The following is an 18,890-nucleotide window of genomic DNA, read 5'->3' on the forward strand; positions in this document are numbered from 1 at the left end:
GAGGGTCGAGGGTCGAGGTCCCGCCCGGCGTGAGGGTCACTTCTTCGGGTTCGGCCCCGAGGAGCCCGGGGCGCTGCCGGAACCGGTGCCCGACGGCTCCTTCGGGTGACCCTGCTGCGCGGGACCGCGTCGTACCGAGCCCGGAGCGTTCCACTCCGAGCGCCTGCGGGCCCGCTTCTTCGCCGCCTCGGACGACTGGAGCTGGTACGGGACGGACGTGACCATGACGCCCGGCGTGAACAGCAGCCGGCCCTTGAGCCGCAGTGCGCTCTGGTTGTGCAGCAGATGCTCGTACCAGTGGCCGACCACGTACTCCGGGATGATCACCGACACCGCGTCGCGCGGCGACTCCTGGCGCAGGCTCTTGACGTACTCGATGACCGGCCGGGTGACCTCGCGGTAGGGCGAGTCCAGGACCTTCAGCGGTACGTCGATCCCGCGCCGTTCCCACTCGTCGCGCAGCGTCTTCGTCTCGGCCGGGTCGACGTTGACGGTGAGCGCCTCGAGGGTGTCGGAGCGCATCAGCTTGGCGTAGGCGAGGGCGCGCAGCGTCGGGCGGTGGATCTTGGAGATCAGCAGCACCGAGTGGACGCGCGAGGGCCGGACGGTGTCGTCGCTGGGGCCCTCGGGAGCGGCGATCTCCGCGGAGACGCCGTCGTAGTGGCGGCGGATCGCGCTCATCGTCCCGTAGAAGATCACCATGCCGAGCAGGGCGACCCAGGCACCGTGCGTGAACTTGGTGACCAGGACGACGATCAGGACCAGGCCGGTGAAGAAGGCGCCGAAGGTGTTGATCGCGCGGGAGCGGACCATGTGGCGGCGCTTGGCCTGGTCGGTCTCGGTCGCCAGGAGGCGGTTCCAGTGCCGGACCATGCCGATCTGGCTGAGGGTGAACGACACGAACACGCCGACGATGTACAGCTGGATCAGCCGCGTGGAGTCGGCGCCGTAGATGATGACCAGCAGCGTGGCCGCGCCGGCGAGCAGCACGATGCCGTTGGAGAAGGCGAGGCGGTCGCCGCGGGTGTGCAGCTGGCGGGGCAGGTAGCGGTCCTGGGCCAGGATCGAGCCGAGCACCGGGAAGCCGTTGTACGCGGTGTTCGCCGCGAGGAACAGCACCAGGGCGGTGGCCGCGGCGAGGACGATGAAGAGGAAGCTGTCCTTGCCGAAGACGGCCTCGGCGACCTGGGTGATCACCGGGTTCTGGACGTAGTCGGCGCCGACCGCGACCCCGTCGTGCAGCAGGTCGACGGCCGGGTTCTCGGCCATCCGGACCTTGGTGAACAGGGCCAGCACGATGATGCCGCAGAACATGGTGACGGCCAGCAGGCCCATCGCCGCGAGCGTACTCGCCGCGTTCTTCGACTTGGGCTTGCGGAAGGCGGGGACGCCGTTGGAGATCGCCTCCACGCCGGTCAGCGCGGCACAGCCGGAGGAGAAGGCGCGCAGCAGCAGGAAGACCAGGGCGAACCCGGCCAGCCCCTGGTGCTCGGCCTTGATCGTGTACTCGGCCGTGGGGGCCCGCATGGTGTCGTCGAGCACCAGCCCGCGGAAGGCACCCCAGGCGATCATGATGAAGACGCCCGCGACGAAGACGTAGGTCGGGATCGCGAAGAGCTTGCCGGACTCCTTGACGCCCCGCAGGTTCATCAGCGTCAGCAGCACGATCACGGCGACCGCGCAGGCCACCTTGTGCTCGACCACGAACGGGATCGCGGAGCCGAGGTTCTCGATGCCGGAGGCGATGGAGACCGCGACGGTCAGGACGTAGTCGACGAGCAGCGCGCTCGCGACGGTCAGGCCGGCCTTGGGGCCGAGGTTGGTGGTGGCCACCTCGTAGTCGCCGCCGCCACTGGGGTAGGCGTGGACGTTCTGCCGGTAGGAGGCGACCACCGTGAACATCAGCACGACGACCGCGAGGGCGATCCAGGGGCTGAAGTGGTAGGCCGACACGCCCGCGATGGACAGGACCAGCAGCACCTCCCCGGGCGCGTAGGCCACGGAGGACAGCGGGTCGGAAGCGAAGACGGGCAGGGCGATGCGCTTCGGCAGGAGCGTTTCTCCGAGCCGATCACTGCGCAGTGCGCGCCCGATCAGAATCCGTTTGGGCACGTCGGTCAGTTTGGACACAACAGAGGATCGTAGGCCTTCGAACACGGGACCGCCCACCCTCCCCCGGCGTCGGCCGGGTGATGGCGTGCCGCGTCTGCCTCCCGGGTGAATTCGGCCATGCCCGTGCTGCGGATTCCGCGACCGCGCCGATCCCCATGTCTATATGACAATCCCCGCCCGCTGCCGCCCCCTTGGAGGGTCCATGCACACGACCGCGGAGATCATCGGCGCCGTCGGCACCCTCGTCGGCCTCGGAATCCTTACCTTCCTCAGTCTCTGGAGCATCAGCCGCCGCTGATCGCGTAAAGCGTGCACGGGGGTGCCCTGCGCCGACCGCACGTGTGTAGCTTGGGCGACGGTCTGAGACCCTGTTCAAAGCCAAGCCAGAATTTTTATTGACTTCTTGACTTCTTGACCTCGGAAGGACGGTCGTGCACATCGTCATCATGGGCTGCGGCAGGGTGGGTTCCGCCCTCGCGCAGACCCTGGAGCAACAGGGGCACACGGTCGCCGTGATCGACCAGGACCCCACCGCCTTCCGACGACTGGGCTCCGGTTTCGGTGGCCGGCGGGTCACCGGAGTCGGCTTCGACCAGGACACCCTGCGCGAGGCGGGCATCGAGGAGGCCGGCGCCTTCGCCGCCGTGTCCAGCGGCGACAACTCCAACATCATCGCCGCCCGGGTGGCCCGTGAGATGTTCGGCATCGAGAACGTCGCCGCGCGCATCTACGACCCTCGGCGCGCCGAGGTCTACCAGCGCCTCGGCATCCCCACCGTCGCCACCGTCCGCTGGACGGCCGACCAGATGCTGCGCCGGCTGCTCCCCTCGGGTGCCGAGCCGCTGTGGCGCGACCCCACCGGGGGCGTCGAGCTCGCCGAGGTGCACGCCGCCCCGTCCTGGGTCGGCCACAAGATCAGCAAGCTGCAGGAGGAGACGGGCGTCCGCGTCGCGTTCCTCACCCGCCTCGGCGAGGCGATCCTGCCCACCTCCCAGACGGTGCTCCAGGAGGGCGACCTGGTGCACGTGATGCTGCGGAGCGACGAGGTCGAGAAGGTCGAGGCCTCGTTCGCCGAGGGCCCCAAGGAGGACGGTCACTGATGAGGGTCGCCATTGCCGGAGCCGGCGCCGTCGGCCGCTCGATCGCGGGCGAGCTGCTGGAGAACGGCCACGAGGTCCTGCTCGTGGACAAGGCGCCGACCGCCATCTCGGTCGAGCGCGTCCCGCAGGCGGAGTGGCTGCTGGCCGACGCCTGCGAGATCACCTCCCTCGACGAGGCGGCCCTCCAGCGTTGCAACGTCGTGATCGCCGCGACCGGCGACGACAAGGTCAACCTGGTCGTGTCGTTGCTGGCCAAGACGGAGTACGGCGTCCCGCGCGTCGTCGCCCGGGTGAACAACCCGAAGAACGAGTGGCTCTTCAACGAGTCCTGGGGCGTGGACGTGGCCGTCTCCACCCCGCGTCTGATGTCGGCCCTGGTCGAGGAGGCGGTGAGCGTCGGCGACCTGGTGCGACTGCTCCGCTTCAGCCACGGCGACGCCAACCTCGTCGAACTGACCCTCCCCGAGGAGTCGGCCCTGGCCGGCACTCAGGTCGGCGACGTGGAGTGGCCGGAGGACACCTCACTGGTCACCATCATCCGCGGCACCCGGGTCCTGACCCCGACCCGCGAGGACTCCCTCGAGCCGGGCGACGAACTGCTCTTCGTGGCCGCCCAGGCGAGGGAGGAACAGCTGGAGGACCTCCTGTCGGTCCGCAAGGAGGACACCGGCAGCTGAGCCGCCAGGGACACACGCGCGATGGGGGCGCCCGGAGATCTCCGGGCGCCCCCATCGCGTGTACGTCTATTCGGCCCGTCCGGCGTTACGAGTCCCTGTCAGCCCGTCCGGCGTCTGAGGACGAGGCCCGTTCAGGGCCGAAGGGGGTCTGGGGGCGCAGCCCCCAGGGACGGTCACCCCGACACCGGGAGCTAACCCTCCCGACGGTGCCGCCCACCAGCCTCCGACGCCTCCGACGCCTCCGCGGCAGCGGCCGCGGCCTTCTCCTCCGCCTCCATCTCCGCGAACACATCGATCGGCGCGGGCGCCTTCGCGAGGAAGACCCACGTCAGCCAGACGGCGAGCAGGAACGGCGGGATCTTCAGTGCGATCAGCACCCAGCCCAGCTGCGCGGTGTTGGCCCACCAGTACAGCGGGAAGAGGATCGCGCACTTGGCGAGCAGGATCAGCCCCCACGCCCAGCTGGCCTTGGCGTACGCCTTCTTGCGACCCGGGTTACGGGTCCGCCAGGAGAGGTTCTCCTTGAAGACCGGGCCCAGGATCAGGCCGATCAGCGGCACCCCGCACAGCGTCGTGACGATGTAGGCGAGGGCGAGGCCGAGCGTGTAGAGCATGCCCGGCAGATAGAAGTCCTTGGCGTTGCCGGTCATCATCGCGAAGACGACGCCGAAGGCGACGCCGAAGACCCCGCTGAAGGCGTGCTTGACCGTGTCCTTCATCGCCAGGCGGACCACGACCAGGATCAGCGACACCGCGAGCGCGGCGATCGCGGACATGTGCAGATCCTTGTTGATCGTGAAGATCGTGACGAAGAGCAGGCCGGGCACGACCGTCTCGACCATGCCCCGCACCCCGCCGAACGCCTCGAACAGCGCGGCCTCGGTCACCGCCCGGGCGTCGGCCGCGGTCGTGTCGTCCGCGGTCGTCTCTTCGGTCGGCTTGTCGAGCGACGTCACCGGCTACTCCCTACCCAGGGGTCTCAGTTCGTACTTGGGGTTGAACAGCACCCGGCGGCCCCGGCTCATGGAGACCCGCCCCGATGCGATGAGTCTGCGTCCCGGCTCTATGCCCACTATGGAGCGCCTGCCCAGCCACACCACGTCCAGCGCCGCGGTGCCGTCGAACAGCTCGGCCTCCAGGGCCGGGACTCCGGCGCGTGGCCGCAGAGTGACCGTGCGCAAGGTACCAGTAACCGTGACGATCTGGCGGTCCTGGCAGTCTCCGATCCGCGTGCATCCGGCCGTCTCGGCGTCCTCTCGCAGCTCCTCGGACTCCAGGTCCTCCTGCGACGAGGAGAGCCGGTCGAGCATGCGCCGGAACCGGCCCACCGGCTTTTCGGAACGAGGGACAGCACTCATGTCTGAAGGGTACCGGGGCACACCCACCGAGCCGTAGCCGCCGCCCCACCCGTCGCACTAGCGCTCGAACCGGTATCCCATCCCGGGTTCGGTGACGAAGTGCTTGGGATGCGAGGGATCCGCCTCGAGCTTGCGTCTCAGCTGCGCCATGTACACCCGCAGGTAGTTGGTCTCCGTTCCGTACGACGGCCCCCACACCTCCTGGAGCAGCTGCTTCTGGCTGACCAGCCGGCCGGTGTTGCGCACCAGCACCTCCAGCAGATGCCACTCCGTGGGGGTCAGCCGTACGTCCTTCCCGGCCCGGTTGACCTTCTTCGCGGCCAGGTCGACGGTGAACCCGTCGGTCTCCACCAGGACCTCGTCCTCGCCGCCCCCGGCGGGTTCCGCCCGGCGGACCGCGGCTCGCAGCCGGGCCAGCAGCTCGTCCATGCCGAACGGCTTGGTGACGTAGTCGTCGGCGCCCGCGTCCAGCGCCTCGACCTTCTCGTCCGAGGAGTGCCGGGCGGACAGCACCAGGATCGGCACCCTGGTCCAGCCGCGCAGTCCCTTGATCACCTCGACGCCGTCCATGTCCGGCAGCCCCAGGTCGAGGACGATCACGTCCGGGTGGCGGGCGGCGGCGAGCCGCAGGGCGGTGGCGCCGTCGTGGGCCGAGTCGACCTCGTACCTGCGGGCCTTGAGGTTGATCACGAGGGCGCGGACGATCTGCGGCTCGTCGTCGATCACGAGCACTCTCGTGGGGGCCTGGGGCGTCCCCTCGGCCGGGCTCAGCATGAGGCATGCCTTTCGGGTTGTGCGGGTTGCGCGGCTTGCGGCTCGAGGCGCGGCCCCGCCGCGCGGACGGTGAGGACCATGGTGAGGCCGCCGCCGGGGGTGTCCTCGGCGTTGAGGGTGCCGCCCATGGCCTCGGCGAAGCCACGCGCGACCGCGAGGCCCAGCCCCACCCCGGCCCCGCGCGGAGCGTCACCGTAGCGCTGGAAGGGGGCGAATATCCGCTCCTTGGCCTCGTCGGGAACGCCCGGCCCGCGGTCCACGACCCGTACCTCGACCCGGTCGGACATCGCGCTCGCCGAGACCAGCACGGGCTCGCCGCCCGGACTGTACTTGACCGCGTTCTCCACGAGGTTGGCGACCGACCGCTCCAGCAGCCCGGCGTCCACGGCGACCATGGGCAGCGACTCCGGGATGTCCAGCTCCACGCTCGCCGCCGGATCGGGCACCCCGCCGAGCGCCATCGGCACCACCTCGTCCAGGTCGATCTCCCGGATGATCGGCGTGACCGTACCGGTCTGGAGGCGGGACATGTCCAGCAGGTTGCCCACCAGGTGGTCGAGGCGGTCCGCGCCCTCCTCGATGCCCTCCAGCAGCTCCGCCCGGTCCTCCTCGGACCAGGCCACGTCGTCGGATCTGAGGCTCGACACGGCCGCCTTGATCCCGGCCAGCGGGGTCCGCAGGTCGTGGCTCACGGCGGCCAGCAGGGCCGTGCGGATGCGGTTGCCCTCGGCCAGCGCGCGGGCCTGGTCGGCCTCCTCCTGGAGGCGCCGCCGGTCCAGTACGACGACCGCCTGCGCGGCGAACGCGGCCAGCACCCGCCGGTCCTCCGCGGGCAGCAGCCGCCCGGTGAGCGCCAGCGCCAGGTGGTCGCCGACCGGCACCTCCACGTCCGCGTCCTCGGGCCGCTCGACCGGTCGTCCGAACCCGACGTGGCCCGCGCGGGTCCACGGCGCCCTGTCGTCCGCCCGCTCCAGCAGGGCCGCCGACTCCATCCCGAAGGTCTCGCGCACCCGCTCCAGCAGCGCCTCCAGGCTGGTCTCGCCCCGCAGTACGTTGCCCGCCAGGTAGGACAGGATCTCCGACTCGGCCCGCAGCCGGGCCGCCTGGTGCGTACGCCGGGCCGCCAGGTCCACCACCGAGGCCACCGACACCCCCACCCCGACGAAGATCACGATGGCGACGATGTTCTTCGGGTCGGCGACCGTCCATCGGTGCAGGGGCGGTGTGTAGAAGTAGTTCAGCAGCAGCGAGCCCACCGCCGCCGAGGCCAGCGCCGGCAGCAGCCCGCCGAGCAGCGCCGCCGCCACCGTCACGGCCAGGAAGAGCAGCATGTCGTTGGCGAGGCCGAGGTGGACGGTGTTCAGCAGCAGCGCCAGCAGGGCCGGGCCCGCCACACCGACCAGCCAGCCCCAGATGATCCGGGCCCGCCCGAGCCGGGCTCCCCGGGCCACCGGCAGTCCACGCCCCTTGGCGACCTCGTCGTGGGTGACGATGTGCACGTCGAGGTCGGACCCCGACTCCCGGGCGACCGTCGCGCCGACGCCGGGCCCGAAGACGTACTGCCAGGCCTTGCGGCGCGAGGAGCCGAGCACGATCTGCGTGGCGTTGACCCCGCGGGCGAAGTCGAGCAGCGCGGCCGGGATGTCGTCGCCGACGACGTGGTGGAAGGTGCCGCCCAGGTCCTCCACGAGGGTGCGCTGGACCGCCAGTTCCTTGGGCGAGGCGGAGGTCAGCCCGTCGCTGCGCGCGATGTACACGGCCAGCACCTCGCCGCCGGCGCCCTTCTCCGCCAGCCGCGCCGCCCGCCGGATCAGGGTGCGTCCCTCCGGACCGCCGGTCAGCCCGACCACGATCCGCTCGCGCGAACCCCAGATCGCCGACACCCGGTGCTCACTGCGGTACTGCTTCAGGTACTCGTCGACCCGGTCGGCCACCCACAGCAGGGCCAGCTCCCGCAGGGCGGTGAGGTTTCCGGGCCGGAAGTAGTTGGACAGGGCGGCGTCGACCTTGTCCGGCTTGTAGATGTTCCCGTGCGCCATCCGCCGCCGCAGGGCCTGCGGTGACATGTCCACAAGCTCGATCTGGTCGGCGCGCCGGACGAACTCGTCGGGCACCGTCTCCTGCTGCCGCACCCCCGTGATCGACTCCACGACGTCGCCGAGGGACTCCAGGTGCTGGATGTTCACGGTCGAGACCACGTCGACGCCGGCGGCGAGCAGTTCCTGCACGTCCTGCCAGCGCTTGGCGTTGCGCGAGCCCGGGACGTTGGTGTGCGCGAGTTCGTCCACCAGGGCGACCCGCGGGGCGCGGGCGAGAACCGCGTCCACGTCCATCTCGGTGAAGACGCCGCCCCGGTACTCCAGTTCCCGGCGCGGGACCTGCTCGAGGCCGTGCAGCATCACCTCGGTGCGCTGCCGCCCGTGGTGCTCGACGAACGCCACCACACAGTCCGTGCCGCGCTCCACCCGGCGGTGCGCCTCGGACAGCATCGCGTACGTCTTGCCCACGCCCGGTGCCGCACCGAGGTAGATCCGAAGCTTTCCGCGTGCCATGGCCTCATTGTCTTCCTGTGACTCCTGCGTACGCAGCGTCGACCTTACGGCCAACAGTTCCGACATAAGGGACGAGCTGAAGGGTGAGGGGCGCCTTTGACGCAACCCTGACGCGGCGGGACGACCACCGGCGCCCCTCACCCCTTCATCGGACGAGCCCTCCGAATCGGTTCACGCACACCGGGTCACGCGGGATTGTCTCCGTGGGTGAGCGTCTCCCAGGCGACGAAGAGGTTGTTGCTGCCGGCCGGGCGGTTCTGCAGGGTGAGCGTCTGGGTGTTGGTCATCGCGATGCCCAGACGGTTGTGCAGCGCGTTGTAACCGACCTCGGTGACCGGGCCGAGCGCCTGGTTCAGCGAGCCGCCGCACAGCCAGCTCGGGACGGCCGCGCCGAGCTCGTACTTGGCCTGGAAGCCGAGGGCCTGCCGCAGCCGCTCGCCGACGTCGGTGCCGTACAGGTCCTGCCCCTGGATCCGGCTGGTCTCGGCGACGTGCGAGATCGCGGAGATGCCGTACCCGGTGTGGGTGAGGTCGCGGCAGGTCTCCTGGGTCAGGCCGGTGACGAAGGTGCCCTGTCCCTGCCAGTAGGCGACGACCTTGTCCCGGGTGTTCAGGTTCTGGCTCGGCACGGTCTTCGGCAGCTCCCCGTCGGAGGCCAGGTAGACGTAGGCCGCCGTGCGGGTGCGGAATTTCGCCATGGCCTTGTCGTACGAGGTTCTGTCCTCGAGGAAGACGGAGATGCCGATCGCGGCCTCCGTCATGGACAGCTCCCAGTTCCCGTTGGAATTGGAGCCGTTGATGACCTCGGGCAGGTAGACGTCCCGCAGCATGGTCGCGAAGCGGCCGGAGTTGGCCCAGCCGCCGGTGTACGTGTACTTGATGATCTCGGCGGCCCTCGGCCAGGACGAGCCGGCCCAGCCGGTCTGGAGGGGCGCGTTGCTGTTCGTGTGGTCCTTGACGACGGCCGACCAGGCGTCCATCAGCTCGATGGCCTTCTTCGCGTACCGCTCGTCCCGCGTGACGTACCAGGCGAGGGCGTCGGTGTACGCCGCGAGGGCGTCCTCCCGCTCGTCCGTGCAGCCGTAGTTCGGGTTGGAGTAGGACCCGCACTCGACCACGGCGCGGGGCTTGGGGGTGCGGCTCAGGCTGGCGTACTTACTGGCCAGAAGCTGGTCGAAGGCGCCCTTCCAGGGCTGGGCCGCGGAGTCGACCTTGCCCCGGACGAAGTCCAGTTGCGCCCGGGAGACGGTGACGCCGGGGTGGGCGAAGGTGGTGGGGGCGGCTTGAGCCGGGGGGACGTTCGGTGACGCGAGAGCGCCCAGGACCAGGGCGGTGACGGTCACAAGGAATGCGGTTCGACGCACAGCAGCTCCGTTCTTGTTCGTGTATGTGAACGCAGAGCGCCCTTATGAACTCAGGCGTTGAGCGGAGACCGTAGGTCCAGACCAATGCACCGTCAAGGGTTCCCACACGAGAAGAACGCGAGACGCGCACACGAGACGCGAACACGACAAAGGGCCGCACCCCGTGCGGGGTGCGGCCCTGTCAGCCGTTACGGTCTGCCGTCGCCGACTAGCGGACCTCGGTGATCTCCGGTCCGCGCTGGAGCTGACCCATGCCGCCGGAGAAGCGGGAGCCCTCGTCCTGCTGCTGAACGCCCTCGGGGACCATCTGCGCGTCGTTCGGCAGCTTGAGGACGATCGGGTCGCGGGGCGCCATCGGGCCCTCACCGCGGACCACGACGGTGTCCCGGAAGATCTGCTCGAGCAGACCGGCCGCCTGCGGCTGCACCGCGCCCTGGCCCGAGATCACCCCGCGCAGGAACCAGCGGGGACCGTCCACACCGACGAACCGCACGACGTGGAAGCCACCCGTGCCGTCCGGCAGCTGCACCGGCACCTGGGCCCGCAGCTCCCAGCCCAGCGGGCCTTCGACCTCGTCGACGATGCCACCCTGCTGAGTGATGCCGGAGCCGATCTCCTCGCGCACCTCGCCCCAGATGCCCTCGCGCTTGGGAGCGGCGAAGGCCTGGAGCTGGATGGCGCTGTCGCGCAGTACGACCGTCGCCGCGACGATCGCGTCACCGGCGACCTCGACCCGCAGCTCCATGCCGTCGACCCCGGGCACGAAGATCCCGCCGAGGTCCACACGGCCCTCGGCGGGGTCGCGCACCTCCGAGTCGTCCCAGGGCCCGTCGGGCCGCGGCTCGGGCTCGAGCCGCACACGCTCGCGCTCGCCTTCTACGTCGTCCGCCTCAGCGTCGACATTGTCGACGACCTGCTCGGCCTCGCCGGCCGCGTCCTCGGCGGCACCCTTCTTCTTGCGACGTCCGAACACGTCACTGTCCTTCCCGGTCGGATACGACCGAAGCGTATCGATTCCCACCCGTCGCGCCGCCCTCGGCGGCCGAGGCGCTTGTACCGCTTTCACCGCCCACGGCGGCATGCCCGCCGGTGGACCCGAAGCCCCCTGCGGCCCGCGCCGATTCGGGAAGCTCCGCCACCTCCTGGAAGCGGACCCTCTCGACCTGCTGGACGACCAGTTGGGCAATCCGGTCGAAGCGCTCGAACCGCACGGACTCGCGCGGGTCGAGATTCACCACGATCACCTTGATCTCCCCACGGTACCCGGCATCAACCGTCCCCGGGGCATTCACGAGGGCTACTCCGCACCGGGCGGCCAGCCCCGAGCGCGGGTGCACGAAGGCCGCGTACCCCTCGGGCAGGGCGATGGACACCCCCGTGGGCAGCACGGCCCGCTCCCCCGGCGCGAGTTCATGGCTGCGCGTGGTGCGCAGATCGGCCCCGGCGTCACCCGGGTGCTCGTACGTCGGAAGCGGTACGTCGGGGTCGACGCGCCGGATCAGGACGTTCAGGGGGTCGCGGCTCACGGGTTCACCTCGAAGGCGCGGGTGCGCCTGATCTGGTCCGGGTCGCTCATGGCGGCCTGGATCTCCGCCTCACGGCCGTGGCTCACGAAGTGCTCGACCGCGACCTCGATGAAGAGCGCGTCGGCACGGACGGCGAGCGGCCCGTCGGGGCCGCCGATCCGCCCGGTGGCGCTCGAGTAGATCTTGCGCCTGGCCACCGCAGTGACCTCGGCCTCCAGGTACAGCGTGGTACCGACGGGCACGGGGCGCACGAAGTCGGTCTCCAGCCGTCCGGTCACGGCGATCGTCCGCAGCAGCCAGTTCAGCGAGCCGAGCGTCTCGTCGAGGGCGGTGGCCAGGATTCCGCCGTGCGCGAGGCCGGGCGCACCCTGGTGCGCGGACTGCACGGTGAACTCGGCGGTGACGGTCACGCCCTCACCGGCCCGCGCCTCCAGATGCAGCCCGTGCGTCTGCTCGCCGCCACATCCGAAACAGTGTTCGTAGTGGGCACCGAGAAGCTCACCGGGCACGGGAGCGTCGGGGTGCCGGACGGGTTTCACGGCATCGGCCGGAGGCTCAAGAGCTGCGGAAGTACCACTCACAGCCGCAGACCTTACCCGCGCGTCCGCCATATCAGGACACCGTGCCAAGCTTGGCTCCATGCAGCTCTCGACCACCCCGTACGAAGAACGCCTCACCGCCCCACGATCGTGGTGGTTCGTCTCGTTCCTCGTGGGTGTCTCCATGGCCCTGATCCTGCTGCCCTTCGGCACCCTGCCGTTGCTCGGCGGTCTGGTCGGCGGCACCGCGGCCGCCGCGGTCGTGGCCAGCTCGTACGGTTCCCTCCGCATCCGCGTCGTGGGCGACTCGCTGATCGCGGGCGAGGCGAAGATCCCGGTCGCGGCCCTGGGCGAGGCGGAGATCCTGGACGCGGACGGGGCGCGCGCCTGGCGCACCTACAAGGCCGACACCCGGGCCTTCCTGCTGCTGCGCTCCTACATCCCCACGGCCCTGCGGGTCGAGGTCACCGACCCGGACGACCCGACGCCCTACCTCTACCTGTCGACGCGAGAGCCGGAGCGCCTGGCAGAGGCACTGAAGGCGGCGCGGGAGGCGACGGCGTAACCGGCGTCCTCAGCGTCCGATTTCTCTGGGGTTCCCGGGGTCGTCGGGGTCGTCGGGGCCCAAGGGGTTCAAGGGGTGCTGAGCGATCTCCCCCATGGCCAGGGGATCCGCCGGCCTCTCCAGCGGCGGCAGTTCCGGCAGCGCGTCCCACGGCACCTGCATCTTCCGCAGGTCGGCCCGGACCTTCGCGGCCACCCTCCTAGTGTCCCGCCGGTTCATAACCGCGCCGACGGCGGCGCCCACCATGAAGGGCATCAGGTTCGGCAGGTCACGGACCATGCGCTTCATGATCTGCTGGCGCAGCTCGCGCTTCATCTGGCCGCCGAGCGCCGAGTTGATCGAGGACGGCTTCATGACATCGACGCCGCGTTCGCCCGACCACGAGCGCAGATACGCGGTACTGCGGTCCTTGAGATTGCCCGCCGGCCGCACGCCGTAGACCTCGTGGAGTTCGGCGATCAGTTTCAGCTCGATGGCCGCGACCCCGGTGATCTCCGCGGCCAGTTCGGTCGGCATGGCGGGCGGCACGGGAAGCATCGCCGCCGCCCCGATGCCCGCGCCGACGGTGGACGTGGCGTTCGCCGCGCCCGACACGAGTTTGTCCGCGAGCTGCTCGGGCCCGAGGCCGGGGAACTGCCTGCGCAGCGTCTGAAGGTCCCGTACGGGGACCCGTGGGGCAAGGTCGATGATCCGGTCGGCGAGGTGCCCCAGTCCCGCCCTGGCGCGGTTCCCGCCCTTGCGGACGCCTTCCAGGGCCAGGTCCTTCGCCTTGTCCCGGATGACCGCCGCCCGTCGCTTGGCGACGGGGGCGGCGTTCCGCGTCGGCACCGGGAGGTCAGCCCGGTCGGCCGCGGGTTCGAGCGAGGCCGATCCTGCCGGGACATCTCCCGTACCGGATGAGCCTCGCTCGTCGTCACGCACGCCGTGAGGGCCTTGGGAAGGCCCCTTGTCCGTTCCCCGCAGGGGGAAGCGGCGCTTCCGAGGTGGGGTCGAGCCAGTCACGGCCGACCCCGCCTCAGTCGCAGTCGCGGCAGATCGGCTGGCCGTTCTTCTCCCGGGCCAGCTGGCTGCGGTGGTGCACCAGGAAGCAGCTCATGCAAGTGAACTCGTCCTGCTGCTTCGGCAGCACCCGGACGGCCAGTTCCTCGTTCGAGAGGTCTGCGCCGGGCAGCTCGAGCCCCTCCGCGGCCTCGAATTCGTCGACGTCGACTGCCGAAGCGGACTTGTCGTTCCGCCTGGCCTTCAGCTCTTCAAGACTGTCTGAGTCGACGTCGTCATCGGTCTTGCGTGGGGTGTCGTAATCGGTAGCCATTTCGCCTCTCCCCCTCTGGGTGTCTGCGGTGTCTCCAGCGCACGTAACGCGTGAGAGGCCGGACTTGTGCCCGCCTCGAGGCGGAGATTTTGCCTCACATCAAGGTCTGTTACTCAATCGACACCCAACCGAACTCCTCACGAGTGATCGGCTTGGATGGCGATCGGGACCGTACACGGTCCGAATGCCGCACTTCAAAGGCGTCTCACCGTGTACTTCCCGTGATCAGGACCCCTGAAAACCCGGATTTTCCGGGCTTTACGACGGCATTCATGATCACGGAGAGTAGATGGCCGGAAATTCGCCCTTGTGATCGATCACACACGGGATAGCCAGGTCGGGATCCAGAAAATTCCGCGCAAAGCGAACATCCCCGCGTGTGTCGGCGACATGATCTCAGACGGGGAAGGTGACCCGCATCACGAGCCCACCCCCCTCGCGCGGCTGGGCCGCGATATGGCCGCCGTGCGCCCGGGCCACGGACCGCACGATGGACAGGCCCAACCCGACCCCCTTGTCACTGCCGGTCCGCTCCGTGCGCAGGCGACGGAAGGGCTCGAACAGATTGTCGATCTCATATGCGGGCACGACCGGCCCGGTGTTCGACACGACGAGGACCGCCTGCCCGTGCTGGACCTCGGTGGTCACCTCGACCCAGCCGCCCTCGGACACGTTGTACCGTACGGCGTTCTGCACGAGATTCAGCGCGATCCGCTCCAACAGGACACCGTTGCCCTGGACGACGGCGGGTTTCTGCTCCCCGCGGATCACCACACCCTTGGCCGCCGCCTCCCCGTGCACCTGATCGATGGCCTGCCCGGCGACCTCCGCGAGGTCGACCGGCTTGCGCTCGACGATCTGGTTGTCGCTGCGGGCGAGCAGCAGCAGGCCCTCGACGAGCTGCTCGCTGCGCTCGTTGGTGGCCAGCAGCGTCTTGCCGAGCTGTTGCAGCTCCACCGGCGCCTCCGGATCGGAGAGGTGCACTTCGAGCAGCGTGCGGTTGATCGCCAGCGGGGTCCTCAGCTCGTGCGAGGCGTTGCCCACGAAGCGCTGCTGGGCCGTGAAGGCGCGCTGGAGGCGCTCCAGCATGTCGTCGAAGGTGTCGGCCAGCTCCTTCAGCTCGTCGTCCGGCCCGTCCAGCTCGATACGGCGGGACAGGTCCGAGCCCGCCACCGCGCGTGCGGTGCGGGTGATCCGGCCGAGCGGGGACAGCACCCGGCCGGCCATGGCGTAACCGAAGGCGAAGGCGATCACCGCGAGGCCCAGGAGGGCCAGCAGGGACCGGCTGAGGAGGTTGTCCAGAGCCGCCTGGCGCTGGTGGTTCATGCACTGGCTGATCGCGTCGTTGAACTCGCCCAGTGTCTGGCCGCTTGCGAGCCCGGGACAGTCGGTGCTGGAGACTTTCAGGTCCCCGACGTCGATGATCTTGAACAACGGCTGGTTGCCGGTGTGCAGGGCCTGCGCGGCCAGCAGATAGATGATCGACAGCAACAGGATGCCGGCGATCAGGAACATGCCGCCGTACAGCAGCGTGAGCCGTATGCGGATGGTCGGGCGCAGCCACGGGAAGGGGGACTGCGGACTCCTGGGGGCCCAGGTGGGCTTCGGGGGCGCCTGGGGGGGCGCGGGTGTCGATGCCACGGCGGATCAGATCCGGTAGCCGGAACCGGGGACGGTGACGATCACCGGAGGTTCGCCCAGCTTGCGGCGGAGCGTCATGACGGTCACGCGTACGACGTTGGTGAACGGGTCGGTGTTCTCGTCCCAGGCCTTCTCGAGGAGCTGCTCCGCGGAGACCACCGCACCCTCGCTGCGCATCAGCACCTCCAGGACGGCGAACTCCTTGGGTGCGAGCTGGACCTCCTTGCCGTCGCGGAAGACCTCGCGGCGGTTGGGGTCGAGCTTGATGCCGGCCCGCTCCAGGACGGGCGGCAGCGGCAGGCTGGTGCGCCGGCCGAGGGCACGCACGCGTGCGATCAGCTCGCTGAAGGCGAAGGGCTTGGGGAGATAGTCGTCGGCGCCGATCTCCAGACCCTCGACGCGGTCGCTGACGTCACCGGAGGCCGTGAGCATCAGCACGCGCGTGGGCATGCCGAGTTCGACGATCTTGCGGCAGACGTCGTCGCCGTGGACGAGGGGGAGATCCCGGTCGAGGACGACCACGTCGTAGTCGTTGACGCCGATGCGCTCCAGGGCGGCCGCCCCGTCGTACACGACGTCGACGGCCATGGCCTCCCGGCGCAGTCCGGTGGCCACCGCATCGGCGAGCAGTTGCTCGTCCTCGACGACGAGTACGCGCACGTCGCTTGTCCTTCCTGTGTCCACCCGCGTAGCGCCCAGTGAGCGCACGCGAGCAGGGGTTTCGGTGAGTGTGGGCTTCCATCCTGCCCTTTTCGGCCATAAGTCGGCGGTAAGGCGGGTGCGCGGAAGATGAAGGCCGGGTGTGAAGCCCGGGAATGCGAGATTTTCTCGTGAGGTTGAGGTTTCCACGGAAGAGAGCAGGGGGAGGACGGCTTTACACCCCGCGATCACGCTCTGCATGTGCCGCAGCACCATGCGGTACTCCGCGGTCCATTTGCCGCAGAGCGGGCGTGGGTGTCCGGCACCGTCGCCGCCCGGCAGGGCAGCGCTGGGCACCTATGGCAGACGTGATCGCCCCTTCCCAACCGGCACACCCCCGTGCCACCGACCCACGACCCAGGACGAGGGGGCGCAGCATGGACGCATTCACCGCAGGACTTCTGCACCGCATAAGGACGACCGAGTCCGACCTGACGCGGGCTCGCGACGAGGGCGACGACTTCCTCGCCGAGGTGGAACAGGCCGAGCTCGACGACCTGCGCCGCCTCGCCGCCGAGCACGGTGTCGAGGTCGGCGCGACGAGCGTCGTCTGAGCAGTTCGCAGGTACACGGAGGGGCCCCGGCGAATCCAGCGCCGGGGCCCCTTCGCGCGTGCGCGCGGGAGCTCAGTCGTGCCAGGCGCCGAACTCCTCCAGGAGCCGCTGGAGGGGCTCGAAGACGCCGGGGGTGGCAGCGACCGTCAGGTCACGTGCGGGGCGCTCTCCGGGCCGCCCACCGGTCAGCGCGCCCGCTTCCCGGGCGATCAGGTCGCCCGCGGCGAGGTCCCAGGGGTGCAGCCCGCGTTCGTAGTAGCCGTCGAGGCGGCCCGCGGCCACGTCGCACAGGTCGACCGCGGCCGAGCCACTGCGCCGGATGTCCCGCAGCAGCGGGATCAGCCGCTGCGCCACGTCGGCCTGGTGGGCGCGGACCTCGGTGACGTAGTTGAAGCCGGTGGAGACCAGGGACTGCTCGAGGGGCGCCGCGGCACGGCAGGACAGGGCGCGCTCGCCCTCCCGGGCGCCGCTCCCCCACGCACCGCCGCCGCGCACCGCGTGGTACGTCTCGCCGCGCATCGGGATCTCGACGACCCCGACGACGGTCTCGCCGTCCTGCTCGGCGGCGATGGAGACGGCCCAGGTGGGCAGTCCGTAGAGGTAGTTGACCGTGCCGTCGAGGGGATCGATCACCCAGCGGATGCCGCTGCTGCCCTGGCTGGAGGCACCCTCCTCACCGAGGAAGCCGTCGTCGGGCCGGTGTTCGGAGATGAGGCCCGTGATCAGTTTCTCGGCCGCGATGTCCATCTCGGTGACCACGTCGATCGGGCTCGACTTGGTGGCGGCGACCGCGAGGTCGGCCGGGCGGCCGTCCCGCAGCAGTTCGCCGGCCCGGCGGGCGGCCTCCTTGGCGAGCTCGAGCAGTTCGGTGTGCAGGGGGTCGGTCACGCCGTTCCTCACGCGTAGGGGCTGTCGGCGCCCGCGGCGGCGGGCTTGGTGGCGCGGGCGGGGCAGCAGCCGACCGGGCACAGGTTGTGGCTCGCGCCGAGCGCCCCCAGGGCGCACGGGGTGACGTCGATGCCGCTCTCCGCCGCGGCGCGCTCCAGGACGAGCTCTCGGATCGCGGCGGCGAAGCGCGGGTCGGCGCCCACGGTGGCCGAGCGGCGCACCGGCAGGCCCAGCTCCGCGGCCTTGGCCGTGGCCTCCGTGTCGAGGTCGTAGAGGACCTCCATGTGGTCGGAGACGAAGCCGATGGGGGCCATCACGACGGCCGGGACGGCGGCCGCGTGCCGCTCCTCCAGGTGGTCGCAGATGTCGGGCTCCAGCCAGGGGATGTGCGGGGCGCCGGAGCGGGACTGGTAGACGAGCTGCCAGGGGTGGTCCACGCCGGTGCGCTCGCGGACGGCCTCGGCGATGAGCCGCGCGGTGTCCAGGTGCTGCTTCACGTACGCGCCGCCGTCGCCGTGGTCCTCGACCGGGCCGGAGGTGTCCGCGGAGGCGTTCGGGATGGAGTGGGTCGAGAAGGCGAGGTGCGCGCCGTCCCTGACGTCCTCGGGGAGGTCGGCCAGCGACCGCAGCACACCCTCGATCATCGGCTCCAGGAAGCCGGGGTGGTTGAAGTAGTGCCGCAGCTTGTCGACCTTCGGCGGCTCGAGCCCCTCGGCCTCCAGCGCGGCCAGCGCGTCGGCGAGGTTCTCGCGGTACTGGCGGCAGCCGGAGTACGAGGCGTAGGCACTGGTGGCGAGGACGAGGACGCGGCGGCGGCCGTCGGTGACCATCTCGCGCAGAGTGTCCGTGAGGTACGGCGCCCAGTTGCGGTTGCCCCAGTAGATCGGCAGGTCCAGGCCGTGGTCGGCGAAGTCCTTGCGCAGGGCGTCCAGCAGGGCGCGGTTCTGGTCGTTGATGGGGCTGACCCCGCCGAACAGGAAGTAGTGCCGGCCCACTTCCTTGAGGCGTTCCTTGGGGATGCCGCGCCCGCGCGTCACGTTCTCCAGGAACGGAACCACGTCGTCCGGGCCTTCCGGGCCGCCGAAGGAGAGCAGGAGCAGGGCGTCGTAGGGGGTGGCATCGAGCGCGTCTCGCATGAGTCGATCCTGCCACCCCCCTCTGACAGGCGGGAAACGGCGGGGTGCCGGCCGGGCGCCGCCCACACCCTGATGCGTTAGGGTTGCCTAACT

19 protein-coding genes are annotated in these 18,890 nt (G+C 70.2%); 4 read left to right on the top strand and 15 right to left on the bottom strand.

Annotated elements, in window-relative coordinates:
• Positions 1–36: 36 nt before the first annotated feature.
• Positions 37–2,130, bottom strand: coding sequence for an APC family permease (locus OG933_RS12150; protein WP_405627050.1), 2,094 nt, complete (start codon positions 2,128–2,130; stop codon positions 37–39).
• 413 nt (positions 2,131–2,543) lie between these two features.
• Between OG933_RS12150 and OG933_RS12155 the strand changes: the two genes are divergently transcribed.
• Together OG933_RS12155 and OG933_RS12160 are read left to right on the top strand one after the other, a co-directional pair.
• Positions 2,544–3,212 (top strand): TrkA family potassium uptake protein, encoded by a 669-nt coding sequence (locus OG933_RS12155; protein ID WP_020125146.1) that lies wholly within the window; start codon positions 2,544–2,546, stop codon positions 3,210–3,212.
• Complete coding sequence (locus tag OG933_RS12160) at positions 3,212–3,889, top strand: TrkA family potassium uptake protein (protein WP_020125145.1); 678 nt, start codon at positions 3,212–3,214, stop codon at positions 3,887–3,889. The genes OG933_RS12155 and OG933_RS12160 overlap by 1 nt, the downstream gene beginning before the upstream one ends.
• A gap of 191 nt (positions 3,890–4,080) precedes the next feature.
• On the opposite strand, the gene OG933_RS12165 is transcribed toward OG933_RS12160, so the two are convergent.
• The 8 genes from OG933_RS12165 to OG933_RS12200 all read right to left on the bottom strand — a co-directional run bounded on the left by OG933_RS12165 (position 4,081) and on the right by OG933_RS12200 (position 12,044).
• Complete coding sequence (locus tag OG933_RS12165) at positions 4,081–4,845, bottom strand: DUF3159 domain-containing protein (protein ID WP_405627052.1); 765 nt, start codon at positions 4,843–4,845, stop codon at positions 4,081–4,083.
• Positions 4,846–4,848: 3 nt separating this feature from the next.
• Positions 4,849–5,247 carry an OB-fold nucleic acid binding domain-containing protein gene (locus OG933_RS12170; RefSeq protein ID WP_078615454.1) on the bottom strand — a complete coding sequence of 133 codons (399 nt, stop codon included), beginning with the start codon at positions 5,245–5,247 and terminating at the stop codon, positions 4,849–4,851.
• Positions 5,248–5,304: 57 nt separating this feature from the next.
• Positions 5,305–6,021 carry a response regulator gene (locus OG933_RS12175; RefSeq protein ID WP_362527699.1) on the bottom strand — a complete coding sequence of 239 codons (717 nt, stop codon included), beginning with the start codon at positions 6,019–6,021 and terminating at the stop codon, positions 5,305–5,307.
• Positions 6,015–8,573, bottom strand: coding sequence for an ATP-binding protein (locus OG933_RS12180; RefSeq protein ID WP_405627055.1), 2,559 nt, complete (start codon positions 8,571–8,573; stop codon positions 6,015–6,017). Before OG933_RS12180 ends, OG933_RS12175 begins: the two co-directional genes overlap by 7 nt.
• 185 nt (positions 8,574–8,758) lie before the next feature.
• Positions 8,759–9,937, bottom strand: coding sequence for an alginate lyase family protein (locus OG933_RS12185; protein WP_405627056.1), 1,179 nt, complete (start codon positions 9,935–9,937; stop codon positions 8,759–8,761).
• A 208-nt stretch (positions 9,938–10,145) separates the two neighbouring features.
• The gene (locus tag OG933_RS12190; RefSeq protein WP_054243625.1) at positions 10,146–10,910 is read right to left on the bottom strand and encodes a DUF3710 domain-containing protein; all 765 of its coding nucleotides are present in this window, start codon (positions 10,908–10,910) and stop codon (positions 10,146–10,148) included.
• 1 nt (position 10,911) lies between these two features.
• Entirely contained in the window at positions 10,912–11,463 is a 552-nt protein-coding gene (gene dut, locus OG933_RS12195) for a dUTP diphosphatase (RefSeq protein ID WP_054243626.1), read from the bottom strand.
• A complete protein-coding gene (locus OG933_RS12200; protein ID WP_405627060.1) occupies positions 11,460–12,044 on the bottom strand; it encodes a PaaI family thioesterase in 585 nt (194 codons plus the stop codon). Before OG933_RS12200 ends, dut begins: the two co-directional genes overlap by 4 nt.
• A 58-nt stretch (positions 12,045–12,102) precedes the next feature.
• Between OG933_RS12200 and OG933_RS12205 the strand changes: the two genes are divergently transcribed.
• A complete protein-coding gene (locus OG933_RS12205) occupies positions 12,103–12,567 on the top strand; it encodes a DUF3093 domain-containing protein (protein ID WP_142266559.1) in 465 nt (154 codons plus the stop codon).
• Between the two features lie 9 nt (positions 12,568–12,576).
• Here the strand turns inward: OG933_RS12205 and OG933_RS12210 are convergent, their stop codons facing one another.
• The 4 genes from OG933_RS12210 to OG933_RS12225 form a co-directional block, all read right to left on the bottom strand.
• Positions 12,577–13,569 (bottom strand): hypothetical protein, encoded by a 993-nt coding sequence (locus OG933_RS12210; RefSeq protein ID WP_405627062.1) that lies wholly within the window; start codon positions 13,567–13,569, stop codon positions 12,577–12,579.
• Positions 13,570–13,582: 13 nt separating this feature from the next.
• A complete protein-coding gene (locus OG933_RS12215; RefSeq protein WP_003993510.1) occupies positions 13,583–13,879 on the bottom strand; it encodes a DUF4193 domain-containing protein in 297 nt (98 codons plus the stop codon).
• Between the two features lie 396 nt (positions 13,880–14,275).
• Positions 14,276–15,520: a HAMP domain-containing sensor histidine kinase gene (locus OG933_RS12220; protein WP_362527712.1), complete on the bottom strand. Its 1,245-nt coding sequence runs from the start codon at positions 15,518–15,520 to the stop codon at positions 14,276–14,278.
• A 6-nt stretch (positions 15,521–15,526) separates the two neighbouring features.
• Entirely contained in the window at positions 15,527–16,180 is a 654-nt protein-coding gene (locus OG933_RS12225; RefSeq protein ID WP_020125132.1) for a response regulator transcription factor, read from the bottom strand.
• A gap of 416 nt (positions 16,181–16,596) precedes the next feature.
• Here OG933_RS12225 and OG933_RS12230 point away from each other — a divergent pair, with 416 nt between their 5' ends.
• A complete protein-coding gene (locus OG933_RS12230; RefSeq protein ID WP_362527715.1) occupies positions 16,597–16,773 on the top strand; it encodes a hypothetical protein in 177 nt (58 codons plus the stop codon).
• A gap of 72 nt (positions 16,774–16,845) precedes the next feature.
• Here OG933_RS12230 and OG933_RS12235 read toward each other — a convergent pair whose 3' ends face one another.
• Positions 16,846–17,661, bottom strand: a complete 816-nt coding sequence (locus OG933_RS12235) for an inositol monophosphatase family protein (RefSeq protein ID WP_362527718.1) — start codon at positions 17,659–17,661, stop codon at positions 16,846–16,848.
• Between the two features lie 8 nt (positions 17,662–17,669).
• Positions 17,670–18,797: a ferrochelatase gene (locus tag OG933_RS12240; RefSeq protein WP_405627065.1), complete on the bottom strand. Its 1,128-nt coding sequence runs from the start codon at positions 18,795–18,797 to the stop codon at positions 17,670–17,672.
• Positions 18,798–18,890: the final 93 nt, after the last annotated feature.

Source organism: Streptomyces sp. NBC_00016 (assembly GCF_045040885.1).
Classification (GTDB): Bacteria; Actinomycetota; Actinomycetes; order Streptomycetales; family Streptomycetaceae; genus Streptomyces; species Streptomyces coriariae.